The following is an 18,993-nucleotide window of genomic DNA, read 5'->3' as shown; positions in this document are numbered from 1 at the left end:
GGTTGCGAACTACTGGTCGCTCAGTACCAGTTGTCAGTACCAGTTGTTGGCCTGCCAGAACGACCAGGCCTCGCAGGGGCTGCCGTAGCGGTCGTTCATGTAGCCGAGGCCCCACTTTATCTGCGTGGCCGGGTTGGTCTGCCAGTCGGCACCGGCCGAGGCCATCTTGGTGCCGGGCAGGGCTTGGAAGAGACCGTAGGCACCGGACGAGGCGTTCGTTGCCTTGTAGTTCCAGCTGGACTCGTGGTCCACGATGTTGCTGAAGCACTGGAACTGACCGGACGGCACCATCTGACGGGCCATCGACTGGACCTGCGCGACGCTGTACGAGGACTGCGGGGCGAAGTCGGAGGAGTCGCGGGTCGCGGAACGGCTTGCGGCTGCCTTCTTCGCCGCGGCGCGCTCCTTGGCCTCCTTCTCCGCCTTCTCCTTGGCGTCCTGTGCGGCCTGCTGCTTCGCGACCGCGTCCTCGGCTGCCTGCTTCCGGGCGGACTCCTCGGCGGACTTCTGCGCAGCCGTGTCGGCCGCGATGGCCTGCGTCTGCGCCTGCTGCTTCAGCGACGAGGTCTGCACCTGCGCCTGCTGACCGGCAGGTATGTCAGCGAGAAGCGTCGCGTCGCTCGCCGTGGCCTCTGCCTCCTGAGGGGGCTGACCTGTGCTGCCCGAGGCAACACCCACGACGGCGCCGACGGTGGTGACCGCGGTGGCCGAGGCCACTGCGAATCCCCGGACCGAGATCCGGCTCACACGGTTTCCTTCCAGCATCGCCCGCTTGAGTGTGACCTACGCGGGCGCAATCGTGCCCCTGGCACTGGCCTCCCAACTGCGGGGTCACGGGAGACACGGGCCCGGTGGGCAACTCCCGTGACGGGAGCGCCGCGTGGTGCTCGGGCGGCATACGGCGGCCTCTATGTAGTTCAGGTGCGGCTGGTGCCGCGGTTGTTTCGTACCGCTGGGGGTACGCAAGTGCCGTATGCGGGGCCTGACAGGACCGTGACTCTGCCGCATCGGGGCATGGCAAGGCAATTCCCCGCCGCGTGTGAAAGGTCACACCCCGTTTGCTCCAAAGGATTTACGGAAACGAGCACACGCCATGGCGCCGCCCGGCTAGGCTCTCCCGCCTTTGCCGAACGGCGCCAATGGGGACAAACAGGGTCAGAACGCGGGCCGAACAGGCCCTGTGCAGGCTAGATCTGACCGTCCTCCAGCATTTCGGTCACCAGCGCCGCGATCTGCGACCGCTCCGAGCGCGTGAGTGTGACATGCGCGAAGAGAGGATGCCCCTTGAGCTTCTCGACGACCGCGACAACTCCGTCGTACCGACCCACCCGAAGGTTGTCGCGCTGGGCGACGTCATGGGTGAGGACGACACGCGAGTTGGCGCCGACGCGGGACAGGACCGTCAGAAGAACGTTCCGCTCCAGGGACTGCGCCTCGTCCACGATCACGAACGCGTCGTGCAGCGAGCGGCCCCTGATGTGGGTGAGCGGCAGGACCTCCAGCATGCCGCGCGCGGTGACCTCCTCGATGACCTCGCGCGAGGTGACGGCGGACAGCGTGTCGAAGACCGCCTGCGCCCAAGGCCCCATCTTCTCGGCCTCGGTGCCCGGCAGATAGCCGAGCTCCTGCCCGCCGACCGCGTAGAGCGGACGGAAGACCATCACCTTCTGGTGCTGGCGGCGCTCCAGGACGGCCTCCAGGCCCGCGCAGAGCGCGAGCGCGGACTTGCCGGTGCCGGCCCGGCCGCCCATCGAGATGATGCCGATGTCCGGGTCGAGGAGGAGGTCGAGGGCGATACGTTGCTCCGCGCTGCGGCCCTTGAGGCCGAAGGCCTCCCGATCGCCGCGCACCAGGCGGACGTTGCCCTCGGGCGTGACCCTGCCGAGCGCCTTGCCGCGCTCGGAGTGGATGGTCAGGCCCGTGTGCACGGGCAGGTCGGCGGCCTCGGGAACGTAGAGGGTGTCCTCTTCGAAGAGGAGGTCGACCTGCTCGGCGGGCAGCGCCAGTTCGGACATTCCGGTCCAGCCGGAGTCCGTGATGGCGAGTTCGGCGCGGTACTCCTCGGCGAGGAGGCCCACCGAGGACGCCTTGATGCGCAACGGCAGGTCCTTCGACACGACGGTGACGTCGTATCCCTCGGCCTGCAGATTGCGGGCGACCGCGAGGATGCGGCTGTCGTTGTCGCCCAGGCGGTACCCGGAGGGCAGCACGCTGGGGTCGGAGTGGTTGAGCTCGACGCGCAGGGTGCCGCCCAGTTCGCCGGTGGGGATCGGCGCGTCCAGGCGTCCGTGGCGGATCCGGTAGTCGTCGAGCAGGCGCAGCGCCTGCCTGGCGAAGTAACCCAGCTCCGGATGATTCCGCTTGGCCTCCAACTCCGTGACCACGACGACAGGAAGGACGACTTCGTGTTCGTCGAAACGGGTCATGGCGTTCGGATCGGCCAGCAGGACGCTGGTGTCGAGAACATAGGTGCGCCGGTCGGGCTTGGGGAGGCGCTTGTTGCTGGTCACCACGGAAGGACGTACCCCCTCGGAAGAGGTCGGGGAGCGACGGAGTTCTCGGGACCGGTTCATGGGCCGCGATGCGCGGGCCGAGAACCGGCCCTCCAAGTCGTCATCCGTACCCGTCTGCGTACGGTCGTCCTGGTGCAAAGGGCCTCCCGGGCGGACGGCCCCGTGCCGCCCGCTGAGATGCGGTGTCCCTTGGTTCGGACACCGACCTGGAAGGCTTATTCCCTCGAACACGCGCCGCCATGCAAGGGCATATGACGACGCGTGCGTTAACTCCCGATGACGTACGTCCCTCAGTGACCGTAGGTGGCCGTAGGTGGCCGTAGGTCAGCCGCCGAAACGGCGGTGACGCAGCGCGTAGTCGCGCATCGCGCGCAGGAAGTCGACCTTGCGGAAGGCCGGCCAGAAGACTTCACAGAAGTAGTACTCGGAGTGCGCCGTCTGCCAGAGCATGAAGCCGGACAGGCGCTGCTCGCCGCTGGTGCGGATGACGAGGTCCGGGTCGGCCTGCTCCTTGGTGTACAGGTGCTTGCCGATGGCGTCGACCGTGACGGTGTCGGCGACCTGCTCCAGGGACTGCCCCTTGTCGGCGGCGTCGAGCAGCATCGAGCGGACGGCGTCGGCGATCTCCTGGCGGCCGCCGTAGCCGATCGCGACGTTGACCACTATCCCGTCGCGCCCCGCGGTGGCCTCCTCGGCCTCCTTGAGCGTGTTGCGCAGGCCGGCCGGGAGGATGTCGGTGGCGCCGACGTGCTGGACGCGCCAGCGGCCGTCGGCGGCGAGCTCACGGACGACGCCCTCGATGATGCCGAGGAGCGGGACGAGCTCTTCCTGGGGACGGTCGAAGTTGTCCGTGGAGAGCAGCCAGAGTGTGACGACCTCCACGTCCGTCTCGCTGCACCAGCCGAGGAACTCCTCGATCTTGGCCGCGCCCGCCTGGTGGCCCTGGGCGGTGGTGGATCCGGCGGCCTTGGCCCAGCGGCGGTTGCCATCCATGATGACGCCGATGTGCTTGGGCACCTGGGCGTGGTCCAGGTGGCCTTCCACCCGGCGTGCGTACAGCCTGACCAGCAGGCCGCGCAGCCTGTCGCGCAGGTTCACGGTCTTTTTGCCCTCCGTGCATATGGAAGTCCCCGAAGGCGGAAGCCTACTCGGGTGGGGTACGGGTGCCTTGCTATGGGGTGTCAGAGGCCTGACGTAGCTTCGTATCCATGAACGACACCTCTCCTTACGTCGCCTCGGCGGACCGGTACGGTTCCATGGAGTACCGGCGCACGGGCCGCAGCGGTCTCAAGCTCCCCGCCGTCTCCCTCGGACTGTGGCACAACTTCGGGGACGACCGCACACTTGCAAGCCAGCGCTCGATCCTGCGCCGCGCCTTCGACCTGGGCGTCACACACTTCGATCTGGCGAACAACTACGGGCCGCCGCCCGGCAGCGCCGAGTTGAACTTTGGCAAGATCTTCGCGCAGGACTTCACGCCGTACCGGGACGAACTGGTCATCTCGTCCAAGGCGGGCTATCGCATGCACCCCGGCCCGTACGGGGAGTGGGGCAGCCGCAAGTACCTGATGTCGTCGCTGGACGCGTCCCTGAAGCGGATGGGCCTCGACTACGTCGACATCTTCTACTCGCACCGCTTCGACCCGGACACCCCGCTGGAAGAGACGATGGGCGCGCTCGCCTCCGCCGTCCAGCAGGGCAAGGCGTTGTACGTGGGGGTGTCCTCGTACAACAGCGAGCAGACGGCCGAAGCGGCGCGCCTGCTGCGGGAGATGGGCGTTCCGGCGCTGATCCACCAGCCCTCGTACTCGATGCTGAACCGCTGGACCGAGGACGACAATCTGCTGGACACGCTGGAGGCGGCCGGGATGGGCTGCATCTCCTTCGCGCCGCTCGCGCAGGGCCTGTTGACCGGCAAGTACCTGAAGGAGATCCCGGAGGGCTCGCGCGCGACGCAGGGCAAGTCCCTGGACCCGAACCTGCTGAGCGAGGACGTGGTCCGCCGCCTGAACGGGCTCAATGACATCGCGCAGCGCCGCGGCCAGTCCCTCGCACAGCTCGCGCTGAGCTGGGTGCTGCGGGACGAGCGGATGACGTCGGCGCTGATCGGCGCGTCCAGCGTGAAGCAGCTGGAGGAGAACCTGGCGGCGCTGGAAGGCCCGAAGCTGACCGACGGGGAGCTGACCGAAATCGACTCGTTCGCCATCTCCACGGCCGGCACCAACATCTGGAACGGCCGACGCTGAACTCCCGCACCGGGAGCCGGGGTTCGCCCCGCCGGGAATGGGACAAAAAACGGGCCGGTCCATGGGGGGGGAGATGGACCGGCCCGAGGGGGGGTTTCCACCATAACCCTTCGTAAGTGCCGACGGGTGCATCGGCGTGCCACAACTACGCTCCGAAGTCGTCCGGCGACGCCCGGAGGTTTCTTTCAGGCCGCCCCACGGCTGGTCGGACGGCGTCCGCGGCCCGGTTTCGCGGGCTTCGCGGCCCCTGGCGCGGCGTCCCTCTCCCGTGTCACACGCGGAGTTGACGCGAGGGCGGCGTCCCGTCCGCCCGCGGGGTCGGACCGGAATGAATGGCGTGATTACGGCCGGGGTACCGCGCAGCCCCCTCCACTGCGCGGTACCGACGCGCAGCTTTGCTCACGCGAATTGCCGTTGGTCTGAACTTACGTGAGTTTTAGGTGTGGTTCGATCGCGGACAGATAACGATCCGGATCACCCGCTCGGGACCACCTCGGGACCACCTCGGGGCCGCCTCGGGGCCGCTCCCCCACTCACCGTGTCCAGGCGCGCTCGCGCAGCAGGCGCAGGCCGTTGAGGCCGACCAGGACGGTCGAGCCCTCGTGGCCCGCGACGCCGAGCGGCAGCGGGAGGTGTCCCACCAGGTCCCAGACGACGAGGCCGGTGATGAAGACGCCCGCGATCACCAGGTTCTGGACGACGAGGCGACGCGCGCGCCGGGAGAGCGCCACCGTCCGCTCCAGCGCGCCCAGTTCGTCCCGTACGAGGATCGCGTCCGCGGTTTCCAGGGCCAGGTCGGAGCCGCCGCGGCCCATGGCGACGCCGGTGCGGGCGGCGGCGAGGGCCGGGGCGTCGTTGACTCCGTCGCCGACCAGGAGGACGGTGCGGCTGGCTGCCGCCAACTCGCGGACGACCGCCGCCTTTTCGTGGGGCAGGAGGCCGGCGTGTACGTCGGCGGGGGCGATGCCGACCTCGTGGGCCACGGCTTGGGCGGCGTGTTCGTGGTCGCCGGTGAGGAGGAGGGGGGCGGTACCGGTGCGGGCCTTGAGGGCTTGTACGGCTTCCGGGGCGGTGGGGCGGAGGGTGTCGGTGAGTGTGAGGCGGCCGGCGGGTGCGCCGTTGGCGGTGACCGCGACCTCGGTTCCGGGAGTGGAGGTGGGGTCCAGCCCCAGGTGGGGTGGGGAGCCTACGGAGACGGTGACCGGGTCGTCGTCGGGTGTCGCGGCGTCGTGGCTGGGCGCGCAGTTCCCCGCGCCCCTGAAGACCCTCGCCGAGACGCCCCTGCCCGGGAGTGAGTCGAAGGACTCCACGGGGTGGAGGGGGAGGTCGCGGTCTGTTGCCGCCTTGACGATCGCGCGGCCCACCGGGTGTTCGCTGGGTTGCTCGACGGAGGCGGCCAGGGTGAGCAACTCGGCTTCCGTGTACGGAGGTTCGGGCCGGATGTCGGTCACCTGCGGAACGCCCTCCGTCAACGTACCCGTCTTGTCGAAGGCGACGGTGTCCGTGCGGCCGACGCGTTCCATGACCACCGCCGACTTGACGAGGACGCCGTGGCGGCCCGCGTTCGCGATCGCCGACAGCAAGGGCGGCATCGTCGCGAGCACCACGGCGCACGGTGAGGCCACGATCATGAACGTCATGGCCCGCAGGAGCGCGTCCGTGAGCGCGTCGCCGAAGGCCGGCGGGACCAGGAAGACCGCCAGGGTCGCGGCGACCATGCCCAGCGCGTAGCGCTGCTCGACGCGCTCGACGAAGAGCTGCGTCGGCGCCTTGGTGCGGGTCGCCTCCTCGACGAGGGCGACGATGCGGGCGATGACCGTGTCGGAGGGGTCGCGGACGACGCGGACGCGCAGCGCGCCGGTGCCGTTGAGGGTGCCGGCGAAGACCTCGTCGCCGACGGTCTTGGGTACGGGCAGGGGTTCGCCGGTGATGGTGGCCTGGTCGATGTCGCCGGCGCCGGACAGGACGCGGGCGTCGGCGCCGACGCGTTCGCCGGGGCGGATCAACAGGACGTCGCCGACGGCCAGTTGGTCCGTGCCGACCGTCTCCTCGGCGCCGTCGGGGGCGAGGCGGGTGGCCGTGGGCGGGGCCAGGTCGAGGAGGCCGCGCACGCTGTCCTCGGTGCGGGCGGTGGCGAGGGCCTCCAGGGCGCCGGAGGTCGCGAAGATCACGACGAGCAGGGCGCCGTCCATGACCTGCCCGATCGCGGCGGCGCCGAGCGCGGCCACGACCATCAGGAGGTCGACGTCGAGGGTCTTCTCGCGCAGCGCCTTGAGGCCTTCGAGGCCCGGTTCCCAGCCCCCGGCGACGTAGCAGAGCGCGTACAGCGGGCCCCACAACCAGGCGGTGGCGTCGAGGAGTTGGAGCGGGAGGGCGAGGAGGAAGGCGACGGTGGCGGCCGCGGCCCAGCGCGCTTCGGGGAGGGCGAGGAGCGGGGTGCGGGTGCGGGTGGCGGGCGTCGCCGCGGCGGGCGCGGGTGCCGCGCGCTCGGACAGGGCGGTGGCGGGGGCGGGCATGCGGCACACAATACAGGAACACATGAAGACCTCTTCATACATGCCATGGCGGTCGGCCCCGGCCTGGATACGATGAGACCCATGGGCCATGGAATCGATGACAGGAGCGGCACCCGCGAACGGCTCGACGCCGTGGGCGCGGCCGATGTCGCGGCGACGCTCCAGGCCCTCGCCACCCCCTCGCGGCTGCGCATCCTGGCGCGCCTTCAGGAGGGGCCGTGCGCGGTCGGCGAGCTGGCGGAGGCGGCCGGCCTCGAACAGTCCGCGTGCTCGCACCAGCTGCGGCTGCTGCGCAATCTGGGCCTGGTCAGCGGCGAGCGCAAGGGGCGCTCGATCGTCTACGCGCTGTACGACGACCACGTCGCGCAGCTGCTCGACCAGGCGCTCTTCCACGTGGAGCACCTGCGTCTCGGGCTGCGCGACGGGGCGTAGCCGCTGTGCCTCCCGGGGCTTCCGGGGCGGGCGCGGCCTTCAGTGCAGGGCGAGGCGGATGCCCGCGATGCGGCCCGCCTCGTCGAAGCCGATCTCGGCGGGTACGGAGCCGGGCAGCTCGGCGGCGATCTGTCCGCCGTTGTCCCGGTACGCCACCCCGTGGTGGTCGAAGAAGCCCGTGACCAGGCGCCTGGCGTCGACGCCGAGCAGACCCTCGGCCTGCACGAGGGTGCGCGGCAGCGTGACCGGGTCGAGGGCGGCGCGCGGCACCTGCGGGTCCTCGGGCAGGAAGTAGACCTGGGTCTCGGCGCTCGCGGGTACGCCGATGTAGCCGGGGGCCCCGACCACGCCCATGCCCGCGAAGGCCAGGGTCTCGGCGGCGCGCCGGGGGTCGGGGAAGCCGGACAGATCGAGCTGCTGCGTCGTGAACTCGGCTATCTGGTGACTCTGGCCGAATCGCCCTACGTGCTCGGAGAGCGCCGCGACGGGCGTGCCGCGCAGTTCGGGGTTGGCCCAGCCCCACATCCACGACCGCCGCGCGGAGTCGTACGTGCCGAGGACGCCGACGCGCAGGTCCACATGGCCCTGCCGGTACCGGCACGTCGGCAGGTCGGCCGTCCACGACGACCCCTCCGGCAGGAACCCCATGAGAGCTTCGAGCTGAGCGCCACCCCACGCCGCGTGCCGCTCGGTCTCGTACAGAAAGGCTTGGCTGAATTGCGTGTGGCTCATGGGGCGGGACCTTACGCGAGACGGCTGTAGAGGCCAGAGTTACGGAGGCGACCAGAGCCACAGCTGTGGCTATGACTGTGGTTATGACTGGCTATGACTGTGGCCACGACTGTGGCTATGACTGTCGCTACGACTGTGGCTTGCGGGCCTCGATGAGGTGCCGGGTGCTGTGCGCCACGAACGGCCCGCCCTCCTTGATCTGCTCATGCAGGGCGCGGAGTTGAGGCTCGTACGCCTCGACTGTGAAACCCGGCACCATCCACACCACCTTCCGCAAAAAGTGCACAACGGCACCGATGTCGTGGAACTCCATGCGCAGCCGCTCGGCGCGCAGGTCGACGATCTCCAGGCCGGCGGCGCGCGCCTGCGCGGCCTCCACCTCGGGATCGCGGCCCCGGCGGGCCTCCGGCTGCGGGCCGAGGAAGTACTCGACGAGCTCGAACACGCTGGCAGGGCCCACGTGTTGGGCGAAGTACGTGCCGCCGGGGCGAAGCACGCGCGCGATCTCACCGAAGGGCGCCTTGACCGGGTGGCGGGCGGTGACGAGGTCGAAGGCGGCGCCCGCGAAGGGCAGCGGGGCGTCGTCGGGCGCGGCGACGACCACGACGCCGCGCGGACCGAGGAGCCGGGTGGCCTTCTCCACATTCGGGGGCCAGCCTTCGGTCGCGGCCATGAGCGGCGGGAGTTTCGGTGCCAGATTCAGCACCTCGCCGCCACCGGTGTGCAGATCGAGCGCGGATTCCACGCGGGCGAGGCGCTCCCCCATCAGCCGGGCGTACCCCCACGAGGGCCGCTCCTCGGTGGCCCTCCCGTCGAACCAGGAGAAGTCCCAGCCCTCGGTGGGCGCGGCCACCGCTTCGGCGACGAGCCCGTCATAGGACGCATCATTGGACTCTCCACTGGACCCGTCATAGGAACGGTGTGCGGGTGGGTGGTCCGTATGTGGGGTATGCGGGATCTCGGGGTGGCTCATGGAGCACATGGTCTCAGCCGCCGACCGCCCGGTTCAGCCGCTTTTTCCCTGCCCTAGGGGTAGCACCAGGGTGCGGTGGGGGGCTGCCCCTCTTCCGTAGAACAGGGGGATCGCACGTACCCTTGGCGTTCTCCCCACCACCCACACCCGTATCAGGCCCGTCCGTCCTACCGCCTCACCGCAGAAATGCGAGCACATGTCCGTACGTTCCGCGATAGCGACCTGGCTGACCCGCCTCTACTTCTCCCGGCTGCGCAAGAAGGGAACCGGCCTCGACCTGTCGGTGCTGTCGAAACTCCCCGACGCCGCGCTGCTGCCGCTGCGCCGCGAGGGCGTCGACCCGGTCCCCGAGATCGGCGCGCTGCGCGACCGCGAGCCCGTCAGCAAGCTGCCGATCCCCGGCATGACGGTGTGGCTGGTGTCAGGCTACGACGAGGCCAAGGAGGTCCTCGGCAACGCGAAGGCGTTCAGCAACGACTTCCGCAATCTGGTGGGGGTGGGCGGCGCCGAGGCCGAGCACAACCCCGGCGGCCTCGGCTTCTGCGACCCGCCCGACCACACGCGGCTACGCCGCCTCCTCACCCCCGAATTCACCATGCGCCGCCTGTCCCGGCTCACCCCGCGCATCCACTCGATCATTGAGGAGCAGCTCGCCCAGCTGGAGAAGGCGGCCCGCGAGTCGCCCGACGGCACGGCCGACTTCGTCGAGCACTTCGCGATGCCGGTCCCCGCGCTGGTCATCTGCGAGCTGCTGGGTGTCCCGTACGAGGAGCGGGACGCGTTCCAGCAGTTCTCGGTGGCCCGCTTCGACGTGCTGGGCGGGGCCGGGGCCTCCTTCGGCGCGGTGTCACAGTCCCTCGACTACCTGCGCGGCGTCGTCGCGGAGCAGCGCGCCAACCCCGGCGAGGGCCTGCTCGGCATGCTGGTGCGCGAGCACGGCGACAACATCACGGACGAGGAGCTGACCGGCCTCGCGGACGGCGTCCTGACCGGTGGCCTGGAGACGACGGCGAGCATGATCGCCCTCGGCACCATGATCATGCTCAAGGACCGCGAGCACTTCACGGCGCTGCGCGACGCGGAGGACCCGGCGACGGTCGCGGCCCCGTTCGTGGACGAGCTGCTGCGTCACCTCACGGTCGTCCAGACGGCCTTCCCGCGCTTCGCGCGCGAGGACATCGAGATCGGCGGCGTACCGCTGGCCGCGGGCGACATAGTGATCGTGTCCCTGAGCGCGGCGGACCGCGATCCACGGCTGGGCGACGACATGGACGAGTTCCTCCCCTCCCGCCCGCCCACGTCCTCCCACCTGGCCTTCGGCTACGGCATCCACCGCTGTATCGGCGCGGAGCTTGGCAAGATGGAGCTGCGGGCGGCGTTCCCGCAACTGGTGCGGAGGTTCCCGGAGTTGAGGCTGGCCGTGGAGCCGTCCGAGCTGGAGTTCCGGAAGCTGTCGATCGTGTACGGAGTGGACCGCCTGCCGGTGCACGTGGGGTGAGCGGGGCGAGTCACGTGAGCTGAGCGCGCGACCGAGTTGTGGCGGTGCCGAGTTGTGGCGGTGCCGAGTTGTGGCGGTGCCGAGTTGTGGCGGTGCCGAGTTGTGGCGGTGCCGACAATGGAGGGGTGCCCTCTTTGGCGAACTTCCGCAATGGATACGGGAGTTCGCGGTCGGTAGCGTCGCCGTATGAGGCGACGTAAACGGATCGGGACGGCGCGGATCGAGGCCTTGCAGCGCGTACGCGACCGGGCTCGGCGCCGCGGGGCCGCTCCGCCGGAGCGGGGCGGGCGGCGTGGCTGGGGCGGGCGTTTCGGGCGGCGGGCGGAGAGGGTTCGGCCGTGGTTGCAGTTTCTGGCGGATCTGGCGACGTTGGTCGTGAAGTTGACGCGGTGACGGTGACTGTGACCGCAAACACCAGCCCAGTTGGCGTTTGCCGTCACAGTCCGGGTGCGCGGCGGGGTCAGTCGGACTTCGGGAGGGAGACCTCGACCCTGCGGTTCTTTTTGCGGCCCTGTTCCGTGCCGTTGTCCGCGATCGGGTAGTCCTCGCTGTAGCCGCGGACCTGGAACGTGATGTTGCCGCCCTGCGCGCCGAGCGCTGCCGTCAGGGCGTCGTGGACGGATTCCGCGCGGTTCTTGGAGAGCTTGAGGCCGTGGGCGTACGAGCCCAGGTTGTCGGTGAAGCCGAAGACGCGGACCGAGCTTGCCTTCTGGTTCTCGATCTCGTCCGCGATGGCCTGGATCCGGGACTTCGCGTCCGGATTCAGCTTGGCGCTGTCCTTCGGGAAGAGGACCTCGGCCTGGAGGGCGAACGTCACGTCCTCGTTGGTGTCCGTGCGGCGTTCGTCGCCGGAGAGGTCCTCCACGACCGACTTGATGTCCAGGACCTTGGCGGGCGCGAGCGTGGCGCCGTCGGCGAGTTTCAGGCCGGGGCTGTTGGCGTCCACGGAGGGGGGCGGGGAGGTGCTGGTGCTGCCGGGCGGGGCGCCGGTGGGGTCGTCGTCGGCGACTGCCACTCCCGTGGTGAGCAGGAAGGTTGTCGCGGCGGCGAGGACCGTGGTGGTTCGGTGGCGGCGGGGCATCGTTACTCACCCTCGGTGATGGTGAGTTGGGCCGGGGGCATGGTGGGGACCTGGAACTGGACGGATTTCGTGCCCTCGGGTGGGGCGGGGAATTGGGCGAACCAGTCGGCGGTCTTGCCCTGGTCGATGCCGCCCTCGAATTTCGTGCAGAGGCAGCGGCCCTCGGTGTCGCGGAGGACCAGGTACTTCTTCTTGCCTTCCTGGTCGACGACGCTGGCGCCGGCCATGGAACCGCCATTAGTGCGCAGCTCGGTCTCCTCGCTCTTCCACCCGTTGGCTAGCCAGATGCCGGAAGTCCCGTTGGTGACGCTGCCGGTGACATTGAGGAAGCCGCCCTGGTCACGCGTGATCGACGTAACCGTGAGGGTGATGCCGTTGCTCTTCACCTCGGTCAGCGGCTTACCCGTCGCAGGCGTCGAGGACTCCGACTTGTCTTCGCTGCCCCGCTGCGCCGGCGCCGAGGACTTCGCAGCATCGCCCTCATTCTTATCGCCGTCGCCTCCGCAGCTGGACACGGACAGGACCAAACCCGTCGCGAGCGCCGCTGCGGCCAGAGCCCGGCGGGGGGTCTTCGTACGCCGAAAGTTCATCGCTGCGGCTTGCCTCTCTCGTCAGTCGGCCAGGCGGACGGCGAACAGGTCGGACGCGTCCGGCAGGTCGTCAAGGTCGAAGTCGTCGGGGTCGAAGTCCAACGTCCCTCCATCGCAGATGAGCTGGAGGGACTTTTCCGGATCGGCGTCCAGAGGGATGTCGCACCGTGGCTGTATCACCGCCGTGGCGTGCGCCTTCGCCCGCCGATTCTCGGTGCCAGGGACGATCGTGTCGCCGACGGTGTGGAGCGTTTCCACTTCGACCCAGTACCCCGGATGGCCATTGACCTCCGTGGCGGTCGGGCCGGACACGACCTTGGCGTCGTTGGCTGCGGCCAGCCTCTGAGCAGCAGTCAGCGCCGTGTCGCCTTTGGGATCCATACCGTCCAGCCAGTCCAGCCAGTTCTCGTCGCCGTTCACGAGTGCTTCGCCCAGGCCCTGCATCAGTTCATCCCGATCAGACTGCACCGCCGCCAACGCTGCTGCATCGGCCGCAGATTGGGCTCCGTTTCGAGCGGACGCCGCTTGAGCGAAGGCGAAGAAGGCGAACCCAGCAAAGAGCAGAATCCCGGTGAGCCAGATATAGATCGGCAGCGTGGAGCCACGGTCACCGCTCAGCCGACGAGGGCTCAGCCGGCGCCGGTGACGTCGTTCACCGCATTGCCGATGGCCGTGGAGATCTTTCCGTCCAAGCCCAACTGGTCGATCATCACGAAGATGCCCGCGATCAAAATCATCAACCCGGCATACTCCACGAACCCGGCCCCCGAATCCCGCCGAACCCGCTCCCCCACCGCGTTGGTCCACGCCACCCACACCCCGAGCAATTTGTCCCTGATCACAGGATCCCCCTTTCACCACTTCCGACACTCTCGCCAAGGCAACCAAATCAACACACGCAACGTACGTGCAGCGCAACCCTCTGCACCCGGATTCGCCAAGTAACGGGGCGCGCTTGACCGGAAGTTGTCGTCGGGTTGGTCTCGTCGTCATCGCTGCCCACCCTCCGTCCCGTACGCCTCAACGGCCCAGAATTGAGCCGAAGTTCGTGCCTGAACCAAGGAACATGCCCGTGGCGATGAGGATCATCGTCGCGGGAAGCATGAAGACCAGCGTCACCATCGTCGCCTTCGGGATCGTCTTTGCCGCGCGGCGACGCGAGTTCTGGGCGTCGGTGCGGCGCATGTCCGTGGCGAGTTGGATGAGGGTGTCCGCGATGGGGGAGCCGAGTTCCTCGCCCTGTTGGAGTGCCGAGACGAATTGGGCGACCTGTTCCGACGCGTTGCGGCGGCGGAGTTCGTCGAAGGCCTGGCGGCGGGGGACGCCCATGTCCATCTGGCGGAGGGTGATGCGGAGTTCGTCGGCCCAGGGGCCTTCGTATTTTTCCGATACGCGGTCGAGGGCCTGGCGGAAGCCGAGGCCCGCCGAGACGACGACGGCGAGGACGTCGAGGAAGTCGGGGAGGGTGCGGTCGATGACCTCTTTGCGTTCGCGGACTGCTTGCCAGATGAGCGCGTCCGCGGCCAGTGCGCCGAAGGCGAGGGTCAGGAGGGCGAAGAGGGGGCTGTCGGCGGAGAGGAAGACCAGGGACATCAGCAGGCCGAAGGCGCCGTAGACCGCTCGGCGTGCGGCGTAGCGGTCGATCGTCAGGCCGCCGGGGTTGCCCGCCATGTCGATCTTCCGGCGTTTCGCGTCGACGCGGCGTGGGCCCATCAGGCGGAGGATCAGGGGGGCGAAGCGGATGCCGATGCGGTCGACCGCCGAGCCGGTCGTCGAGACGCGGGTGGCGCCCACTTCCAGGGCGAGGGCCAGGTCGCTGGGGACCCTGGCGTCCGCGCGGTACATGCGGATGCCGGTGAAGATGCCCAGGACGGCCAAGCCCGCCAGGGCTGCGAGGAGGAGGCCCAGCATGGTTGTCGACATCGTGGGGTCACACCTCGATTCGGCCGAGGCGGCGGATGACGAAGAAGCCGATGCCGTAGAGGGCGAGGGCGATGAGGACGAGGGCGCGGCCGATGCCGGAGTCCGTCACGCGGGCCAGGGCGCCTTCGTTCGAGGCGTTGACCAGGATCAGGGAGCCGAGGCCGAGGAGGGGGACGGTGAAGGCCGTCGCGTTGACCTCGGAGAGCATCGTGCGGATTTCGCGGCGGGTCTCCTTCCGGTCCTCCAGCGTCTTGGTGAGGTTGCGGAGGGAGGAGACCACCGTGCCGCCCGCCTTGTTCGAGAGGACCAACGTCGTGACGAGGACGATGAGTTCGCGGGAGGGGAGGCGGGTGGCGAGTTCGTCGAGGGCGTCGTCCACGGAACGGCCGAGGGCCAATTGGTCGGCCACGCGGGAGAGTTCCTCGCCTGCGGGGGCTTCCAGCTCCTCTGCCGCCATGGCGAGTGACGTACGGAGGGCGAGGCCGGCCGCTGTCGCGTTCGCCAGGAGGCGGGCCACGTCGGGGAGTTGGTTGATGAACGCCTCGATGCGTTTCTGGCGTTGCCAGTTGAGGAAGATGAGGGCGCCGTAGATGGCGACGAGGGCGGCGATCGGGCCGAAGAAGGGGGCCAGGGTCGATGCCGCCAGGAGCCAGAGGGCGGCTGCCACCACGGCTACGTAGACCGTGAACTCGCCCGCCGTCAGGTCCAGGCCCGTCGCCGACAGGCGCAGGTGCACCGAGCGGCCCAGGCGGGTGCGGCGCAGGCGGCGGTCGACGGCGGCGAAGCGGCGGGCGCGGGTGCCGCCGGTGCCGGTGGCCGGGCCGCCGCCCGCCGGGTAGGCGTCCAGGCGGTCGACCAGGTCCTGGCGGCGGGCCCGGCCCGAGGCGAGGGAGTGGGCCGCCGCGATGGCGAAGATGCAGGCCAGGAGCGTGGCACCGAGCGCGAGGAGGGTCGGGGGTGTCATCCTGTGGCCTCCCTTGTCTGGCGCGCGTCCACCTGCTCCACGACGCCGAACGCCGGTGGCACCGCCTCCCCCGCCACGTTCATCCGGTCGGCGATCGGGCGGGGCAGCGGGAGGTGTTCGTAGTAGCCGTGTACGCGGCGGATCTCGGCGTCCGTGGCCCCGGATACGTAGGGCTGGGCGACGAAGCGGGTGACCGTCGCGATGCGGAACTGTTCGCGGCCGTGGGAGATGAGCAGGGCGATCTCCGTGATGCGGCGGGAGCCGTCGGCGGCGCGGGTGAGTTGGACGAGGACGTCGACGGCGGAGTTGATCTGGTCGCGGAGTGCCTCGAAGGGGACGTCGACCTCGGACATGGAGCCGAGGGTCTGGAGGCGGGTGAGGGCGTCCTCGGCGGTGTTCGCGTGGACCGTGGCGAGGGAGCCGTCGTGGCCCGTCGACATGGCTTGCAGCATGTCGAGGGTCTCGCCGCCGCGGACCTCGCCGACGATGATGCGGTCGGGGCGCATGCGCAGGCTGTTGCGGACCAGGTCGCGGATGGTGATCTGGCCCTTGCCCTCGACGTTCGCGGGGCGCGATTCGAGGCGGATGACGTGGTCCTGTTGCAGTTGGAGTTCCGCTGAGTCCTCGATGGTGATGATGCGTTCGTGGGCGGGGATCAGCGCCGAGAGGGCGTTGAGGAGGGTGGTTTTGCCGGAGCCGGTGCCGCCGCTGACGATCACGTTGAAGCGGGCGCGGACGCAGGCCGCGAGGAACATCAGCATGTGTTCGTCGAGCGAGCCGAGTTCGAGGAGTTCGGTGAGGCTGTACGCGCGCGGGAAGCGGCGGATGGTGAGCGTGGCGCCGGTGAGGGAGAGCGGCGGGATGATCACGTTGACGCGTTCGCCGGTGGGGAGGCGGGCGTCGACCATGGGGTTCGACTCGTCGACGCGGCGGTTCACGGTCGAGACGATGCGTTCGATGGTCTGCATGAGTTGCTCGGACGAGGTGAAGCGGAGGGGGAGTTGTTCGACCCTTCCGGCTCGCTCTACGAAGATCGAGTCCGGGCCGTTCACCATGATTTCGGTGATCGAGGCGTCCGCGAGGAGGGGTTCGAGGATGCCGAGGCCGAGGGCCTCGTCCACGACGCGGCGGATCAGCTGGGTGCGTTCCGTGGAGGAGAGGACCGGGCCTTCGCGGCTGATGATGTGGCCGAGTACGCGTTCCAGGCGGGCGCGGCGGTCCGCTGCCGGGAGCGCGGACATCTCGGCGAGGTCGATCTCTTCGAGGAGCTTGGTGCGGTAGACGGCGACCAGGCCCTCGTCGCGGTCGGGCGGGGTGGGGGTGCCGGGGGCGGCGCCGGTGCCGGACGGGTCGCGGGTGGCGATCACGCGTGAGCGGAGGCTCATCTCTGGCTCGTCACCTCAACTTCCTGTGTTTGTACGGTCGTTCGGCATCGTCGCCTCGCGGTGGATGTACCAGCCGTCGCCGAACAACGGGATGATCGGTCGTACGTGGACGGTCACGGTGTACGTCACCGTGTCCCCGCCGCCGGAGGGTTGCGCGTCGGGCTCCAGCCATTTGCTGGTGGAGGCGGCGGCTGCCGCCTGGGCCGATCCCGGGGTGAGGGATTCGGCGCGGGCCGCTGCGCGGGCGGCGGAGCCTGCCTGGTTGGCGGCGTAGCCGACGAGGCCGAGTTGGATCGCGGCGATTCCGATGACCAGGAGGAAGGGGAGGAAGCCGGCGAATTCCAGCATCGAGACGCCGCGGTCGCCCTTCGGGGTGCGGGTCGGGGTGGTTGCGGTCGCGGGGCTCTGCCCCGGGCCCCGCTCCTCAATCGCCGGAGGGGCTTGATTTACCCGAACCGGAGGGGCTTGATTTGCCCGAACCGGCGGGGCTTGATCGGCCGATGTCATCGTTGGGCCTCCGTTGCCGCGCCGGCTTCGCCGGTGACGGACCAGCCGGGGTCTACGCCGGGGAAGAAGAGGGGGACGTCGACCCGGACCGTGGCACGGGTTACCGTTTCGCCCTCCTCGCAGCTGATGTCCGCGTCCTGCCACGCCGACGGCAGGTGCTCGCGCCCCGCCGCGGCGCAGGCGCCCGCCCCGTCACCGCTCCCGGCGGCAGCCGACGTCGCCGCGCGCGCCGCCTCGTCCGCCGCGTTGCCGGCCAACGAGTACGTGTAGCCGTACAGGACGCACTGCCACATCAGCGCGAGGACGACCAGGACCAGCGGGAACATCGCCGCGAATTCGAGGGTGACCGCGCCCTTGTCGCCGCCGCGGCGGCGGGAGCGGCGGCCGCCGGGCGTGGGGGGCGCGGGCGTGGCCACGAGGTCGAGTTCCGCCGCGAGCGCCCACATCGCCTGCTTGACCGTGGAGCGGTTGTCGAGGTCCTGCATGCGGCCCGCGTCGACGGCGGCCTGGAGTTCCTTGTACGCGGCGGGGATGGAGGTGCGGGCCGTCCTGGTGCCGGTGACGCGTTCTACGAGGGGTGGCTGGATCTCCGCCGAGCGGGCGTGGCGGTTGACGACCGTGAGGGTCTCCTCCGCCTTGCGGATCTGGAGGCGGTCCCAGAGGCGGACCATGCGTTTCGCCGCGCGCACGGCGACGACGTCGGGGGTGACCAGGAGGGTTGCCTGGTCGGCGAGTTCGATGGCGGTCGTGTTCGCCGAGGACATCTGCGTACCGCAGTCGATGACCACCACGTCGTAGCGGGCGCGCAGGGCGTGGATCACCTGGCGGGCCACGCGGTCCGTGACGTCCTCGCCGCGCTCCCCCTCCGAGGGGGCCAGGAGGAGGTCGACGCCGGACTCGTGGGAGAAGGCGGCGTCCTGGAGGACGCGGGGCGTGATGTCGCGGATCGCGGAGAGGTCGGCGACGGAGCGGCGGAACTGGACGTCGAGGTAGGAGGCGACGTCGCCGGACTGGAGGTCCAGGTCGAGGAGGGCGGTGGTGCGGCCGGACGCGCGGGCGGCGAGGGCGAGTTGGACCGCCGTGACCGTTGTGCCTACGCCGCCCTTCGCTCCCGCCACCGCGATGACGCGGCCGCCGCCGCCCGCCGGGACGAGTTCCGTGCCGGTGCCGCCCGCGAGGTGGCGGCGCATGCCGGCCGACCAGGACGCGGCGGCGTGGACGCGTTCGGCGAGGGCGTCGTAGCCGAGCGGGAACGCGACGATGCCGCGCGCTCCGCTGTCCATCGCGGCGGTGAGGAGGGCGGGGCTGGTGTCGGCGGTGAGCAGGACGACGCCGACGGCCGGGAAGCGGAGGACGAGGTCGCGGATGAGGTCCAGGGCGGGGACGGGGCCGATGCGTTCGTGGACCAGGACGACCTCGGGGAGTTCGTCGAGGGATTCGGCGGCGAGGGAGGCGAGGGTGTCGAGGAGGGCGGTGGCGTCGGGGACGGGTGGGGCGGGGTCGGTGTCGGGGAGCTGGGAGAGCAAGGTGATGAGGCCTCTGGCGGTTTCCGGGTCGGCGATCGCCGGGAGAATCCGAGTGGTCATGGGCGGGACCCCCCGTCCACCAGTACCGGCGTTACGCCCCCGGGGCT

General features: G+C 69.9%; 18 protein-coding genes. 3 read left to right on the top strand and 15 right to left on the bottom strand.

Annotation, left to right across the window (positions count from 1 at the left end; all coding sequences use genetic code 11):
• Nucleotides 1–33 precede the first annotated feature (33 nt).
• From RBJ65_RS03965 to RBJ65_RS03955, 3 genes are all read right to left on the bottom strand, one after another.
• Entirely contained in the window at nucleotides 34–765 is a 732-nt protein-coding gene (locus RBJ65_RS03965) for a lytic transglycosylase domain-containing protein (RefSeq protein WP_306317816.1), read from the bottom strand.
• A 422-nt stretch (nucleotides 766–1,187) separates the two neighbouring features.
• A complete protein-coding gene (locus RBJ65_RS03960; RefSeq protein WP_306317815.1) occupies nucleotides 1,188–2,513 on the bottom strand; it encodes a PhoH family protein in 1,326 nt (441 codons plus the stop codon).
• Nucleotides 2,514–2,837: 324 nt separating this feature from the next.
• A complete protein-coding gene (locus RBJ65_RS03955) occupies nucleotides 2,838–3,611 on the bottom strand; it encodes an isoprenyl transferase (protein ID WP_306317814.1) in 774 nt (257 codons plus the stop codon).
• A 110-nt stretch (nucleotides 3,612–3,721) separates the two neighbouring features.
• Here RBJ65_RS03955 and mgrA point away from each other — a divergent pair, with 110 nt between their 5' ends.
• Nucleotides 3,722–4,759, top strand: coding sequence for an L-glyceraldehyde 3-phosphate reductase (gene mgrA / locus RBJ65_RS03950; protein ID WP_306317813.1), 1,038 nt, complete (start codon nucleotides 3,722–3,724; stop codon nucleotides 4,757–4,759).
• A gap of 533 nt (nucleotides 4,760–5,292) precedes the next feature.
• Here mgrA and RBJ65_RS03945 read toward each other — a convergent pair.
• Nucleotides 5,293–7,275: a heavy metal translocating P-type ATPase gene (locus RBJ65_RS03945; protein ID WP_306317812.1), complete on the bottom strand. Its 1,983-nt coding sequence runs from the start codon at nucleotides 7,273–7,275 to the stop codon at nucleotides 5,293–5,295.
• An 81-nt stretch (nucleotides 7,276–7,356) separates the two neighbouring features.
• On the opposite strand from RBJ65_RS03945, the gene RBJ65_RS03940 reads away from it, so the two are divergent.
• The gene (locus tag RBJ65_RS03940; RefSeq protein ID WP_306317811.1) at nucleotides 7,357–7,707 is read left to right on the top strand and encodes a metalloregulator ArsR/SmtB family transcription factor; all 351 of its coding nucleotides are present in this window, start codon (nucleotides 7,357–7,359) and stop codon (nucleotides 7,705–7,707) included.
• Between the two features lie 39 nt (nucleotides 7,708–7,746).
• On the opposite strand, the gene RBJ65_RS03935 is transcribed toward RBJ65_RS03940, so the two are convergent.
• A complete protein-coding gene (locus tag RBJ65_RS03935) occupies nucleotides 7,747–8,439 on the bottom strand; it encodes a DUF6882 domain-containing protein (protein WP_306317810.1) in 693 nt (230 codons plus the stop codon).
• A gap of 127 nt (nucleotides 8,440–8,566) precedes the next feature.
• Nucleotides 8,567–9,397: a class I SAM-dependent methyltransferase gene (locus tag RBJ65_RS03930; protein ID WP_372341226.1), complete on the bottom strand. Its 831-nt coding sequence runs from the start codon at nucleotides 9,395–9,397 to the stop codon at nucleotides 8,567–8,569.
• A gap of 211 nt (nucleotides 9,398–9,608) precedes the next feature.
• On the opposite strand from RBJ65_RS03930, the gene RBJ65_RS03925 reads away from it, so the two are divergent.
• Nucleotides 9,609–10,910: a cytochrome P450 gene (locus RBJ65_RS03925; protein WP_306317808.1), complete on the top strand. Its 1,302-nt coding sequence runs from the start codon at nucleotides 9,609–9,611 to the stop codon at nucleotides 10,908–10,910.
• 460 nt (nucleotides 10,911–11,370) lie between these two features.
• Here the strand turns inward: RBJ65_RS03925 and RBJ65_RS03920 are convergent, their stop codons facing one another.
• From RBJ65_RS03920 to RBJ65_RS03880, 9 genes are all read right to left on the bottom strand, one after another.
• Complete coding sequence (locus RBJ65_RS03920; protein WP_306317807.1) at nucleotides 11,371–11,991, bottom strand: OmpA family protein; 621 nt, start codon at nucleotides 11,989–11,991, stop codon at nucleotides 11,371–11,373.
• 2 nt (nucleotides 11,992–11,993) lie between these two features.
• Complete coding sequence (locus RBJ65_RS03915; RefSeq protein ID WP_306317806.1) at nucleotides 11,994–12,506, bottom strand: hypothetical protein; 513 nt, start codon at nucleotides 12,504–12,506, stop codon at nucleotides 11,994–11,996.
• Nucleotides 12,507–12,602: 96 nt separating this feature from the next.
• Nucleotides 12,603–13,145 carry a pilus assembly protein TadG-related protein gene (locus RBJ65_RS03910; RefSeq protein ID WP_372341225.1) on the bottom strand — a complete coding sequence of 181 codons (543 nt, stop codon included), beginning with the start codon at nucleotides 13,143–13,145 and terminating at the stop codon, nucleotides 12,603–12,605.
• 65 nt (nucleotides 13,146–13,210) lie between these two features.
• Nucleotides 13,211–13,420, bottom strand: a complete 210-nt coding sequence (locus RBJ65_RS03905) for a hypothetical protein (RefSeq protein ID WP_306318015.1) — start codon at nucleotides 13,418–13,420, stop codon at nucleotides 13,211–13,213.
• Nucleotides 13,421–13,601: 181 nt separating this feature from the next.
• On the bottom strand, nucleotides 13,602–14,504 hold the full coding sequence (locus tag RBJ65_RS03900) for a DUF5936 domain-containing protein (protein WP_306317805.1): 903 nt from the start codon (nucleotides 14,502–14,504) through the stop codon (nucleotides 13,602–13,604).
• Nucleotides 14,505–14,511: 7 nt separating this feature from the next.
• On the bottom strand, nucleotides 14,512–15,468 hold the full coding sequence (locus tag RBJ65_RS03895; protein WP_306317804.1) for a type II secretion system F family protein: 957 nt from the start codon (nucleotides 15,466–15,468) through the stop codon (nucleotides 14,512–14,514).
• Nucleotides 15,465–16,853 (bottom strand): CpaF family protein, encoded by a 1,389-nt coding sequence (locus RBJ65_RS03890; protein WP_306317803.1) that lies wholly within the window; start codon nucleotides 16,851–16,853, stop codon nucleotides 15,465–15,467. Before RBJ65_RS03890 ends, RBJ65_RS03895 begins: the two co-directional genes overlap by 4 nt.
• A 15-nt stretch (nucleotides 16,854–16,868) precedes the next feature.
• On the bottom strand, nucleotides 16,869–17,201 hold the full coding sequence (locus tag RBJ65_RS03885) for a TadE/TadG family type IV pilus assembly protein (protein WP_306317802.1): 333 nt from the start codon (nucleotides 17,199–17,201) through the stop codon (nucleotides 16,869–16,871).
• 155 nt (nucleotides 17,202–17,356) lie between these two features.
• Nucleotides 17,357–18,946, bottom strand: coding sequence for an AAA family ATPase (locus RBJ65_RS03880; RefSeq protein ID WP_306317801.1), 1,590 nt, complete (start codon nucleotides 18,944–18,946; stop codon nucleotides 17,357–17,359).
• Between the last annotated feature and the right edge of the window lie 47 nt (nucleotides 18,947–18,993).

It is taken from the genome of Streptomyces sp. KL109B (assembly GCF_030766935.1).
Classification (GTDB): domain Bacteria; phylum Actinomycetota; class Actinomycetes; order Streptomycetales; family Streptomycetaceae; genus Streptomyces.
The sequence above is the reverse complement of the archived record's forward strand: the minus strand, read 5'-3'. Positions and strand labels throughout refer to the sequence as shown.

Coding starts and splice junctions, on each gene's coding strand:
- RBJ65_RS03965 (WP_306317816.1), bottom strand. CDS start 765: ATGCTGGAAGGAAACCGTGTGAGCCGGATCTCGGTCCGGGGATTCGCA.
- mgrA (WP_306317813.1), top strand. CDS start 3,722: ATGAACGACACCTCTCCTTACGTCGCCTCGGCGGACCGGTACGGTTCC.
- RBJ65_RS03945 (WP_306317812.1), bottom strand. CDS start 7,275: ATGCCCGCCCCCGCCACCGCCCTGTCCGAGCGCGCGGCACCCGCGCCC.
- RBJ65_RS03940 (WP_306317811.1), top strand. CDS start 7,357: ATGGGCCATGGAATCGATGACAGGAGCGGCACCCGCGAACGGCTCGAC.
- RBJ65_RS03935 (WP_306317810.1), bottom strand. CDS start 8,439: ATGAGCCACACGCAATTCAGCCAAGCCTTTCTGTACGAGACCGAGCGG.
- RBJ65_RS03925 (WP_306317808.1), top strand. CDS start 9,609: ATGTCCGTACGTTCCGCGATAGCGACCTGGCTGACCCGCCTCTACTTC.
- RBJ65_RS03920 (WP_306317807.1), bottom strand. CDS start 11,991: ATGCCCCGCCGCCACCGAACCACCACGGTCCTCGCCGCCGCGACAACC.
- RBJ65_RS03900 (WP_306317805.1), bottom strand. CDS start 14,504: ATGTCGACAACCATGCTGGGCCTCCTCCTCGCAGCCCTGGCGGGCTTG.
- RBJ65_RS03895 (WP_306317804.1), bottom strand. CDS start 15,468: ATGACACCCCCGACCCTCCTCGCGCTCGGTGCCACGCTCCTGGCCTGC.
- RBJ65_RS03890 (WP_306317803.1), bottom strand. CDS start 16,853: ATGAGCCTCCGCTCACGCGTGATCGCCACCCGCGACCCGTCCGGCACC.
- RBJ65_RS03885 (WP_306317802.1), bottom strand. CDS start 17,201: ATGCTGGAATTCGCCGGCTTCCTCCCCTTCCTCCTGGTCATCGGAATC.
- RBJ65_RS03880 (WP_306317801.1), bottom strand. CDS start 18,946: ATGACCACTCGGATTCTCCCGGCGATCGCCGACCCGGAAACCGCCAGA.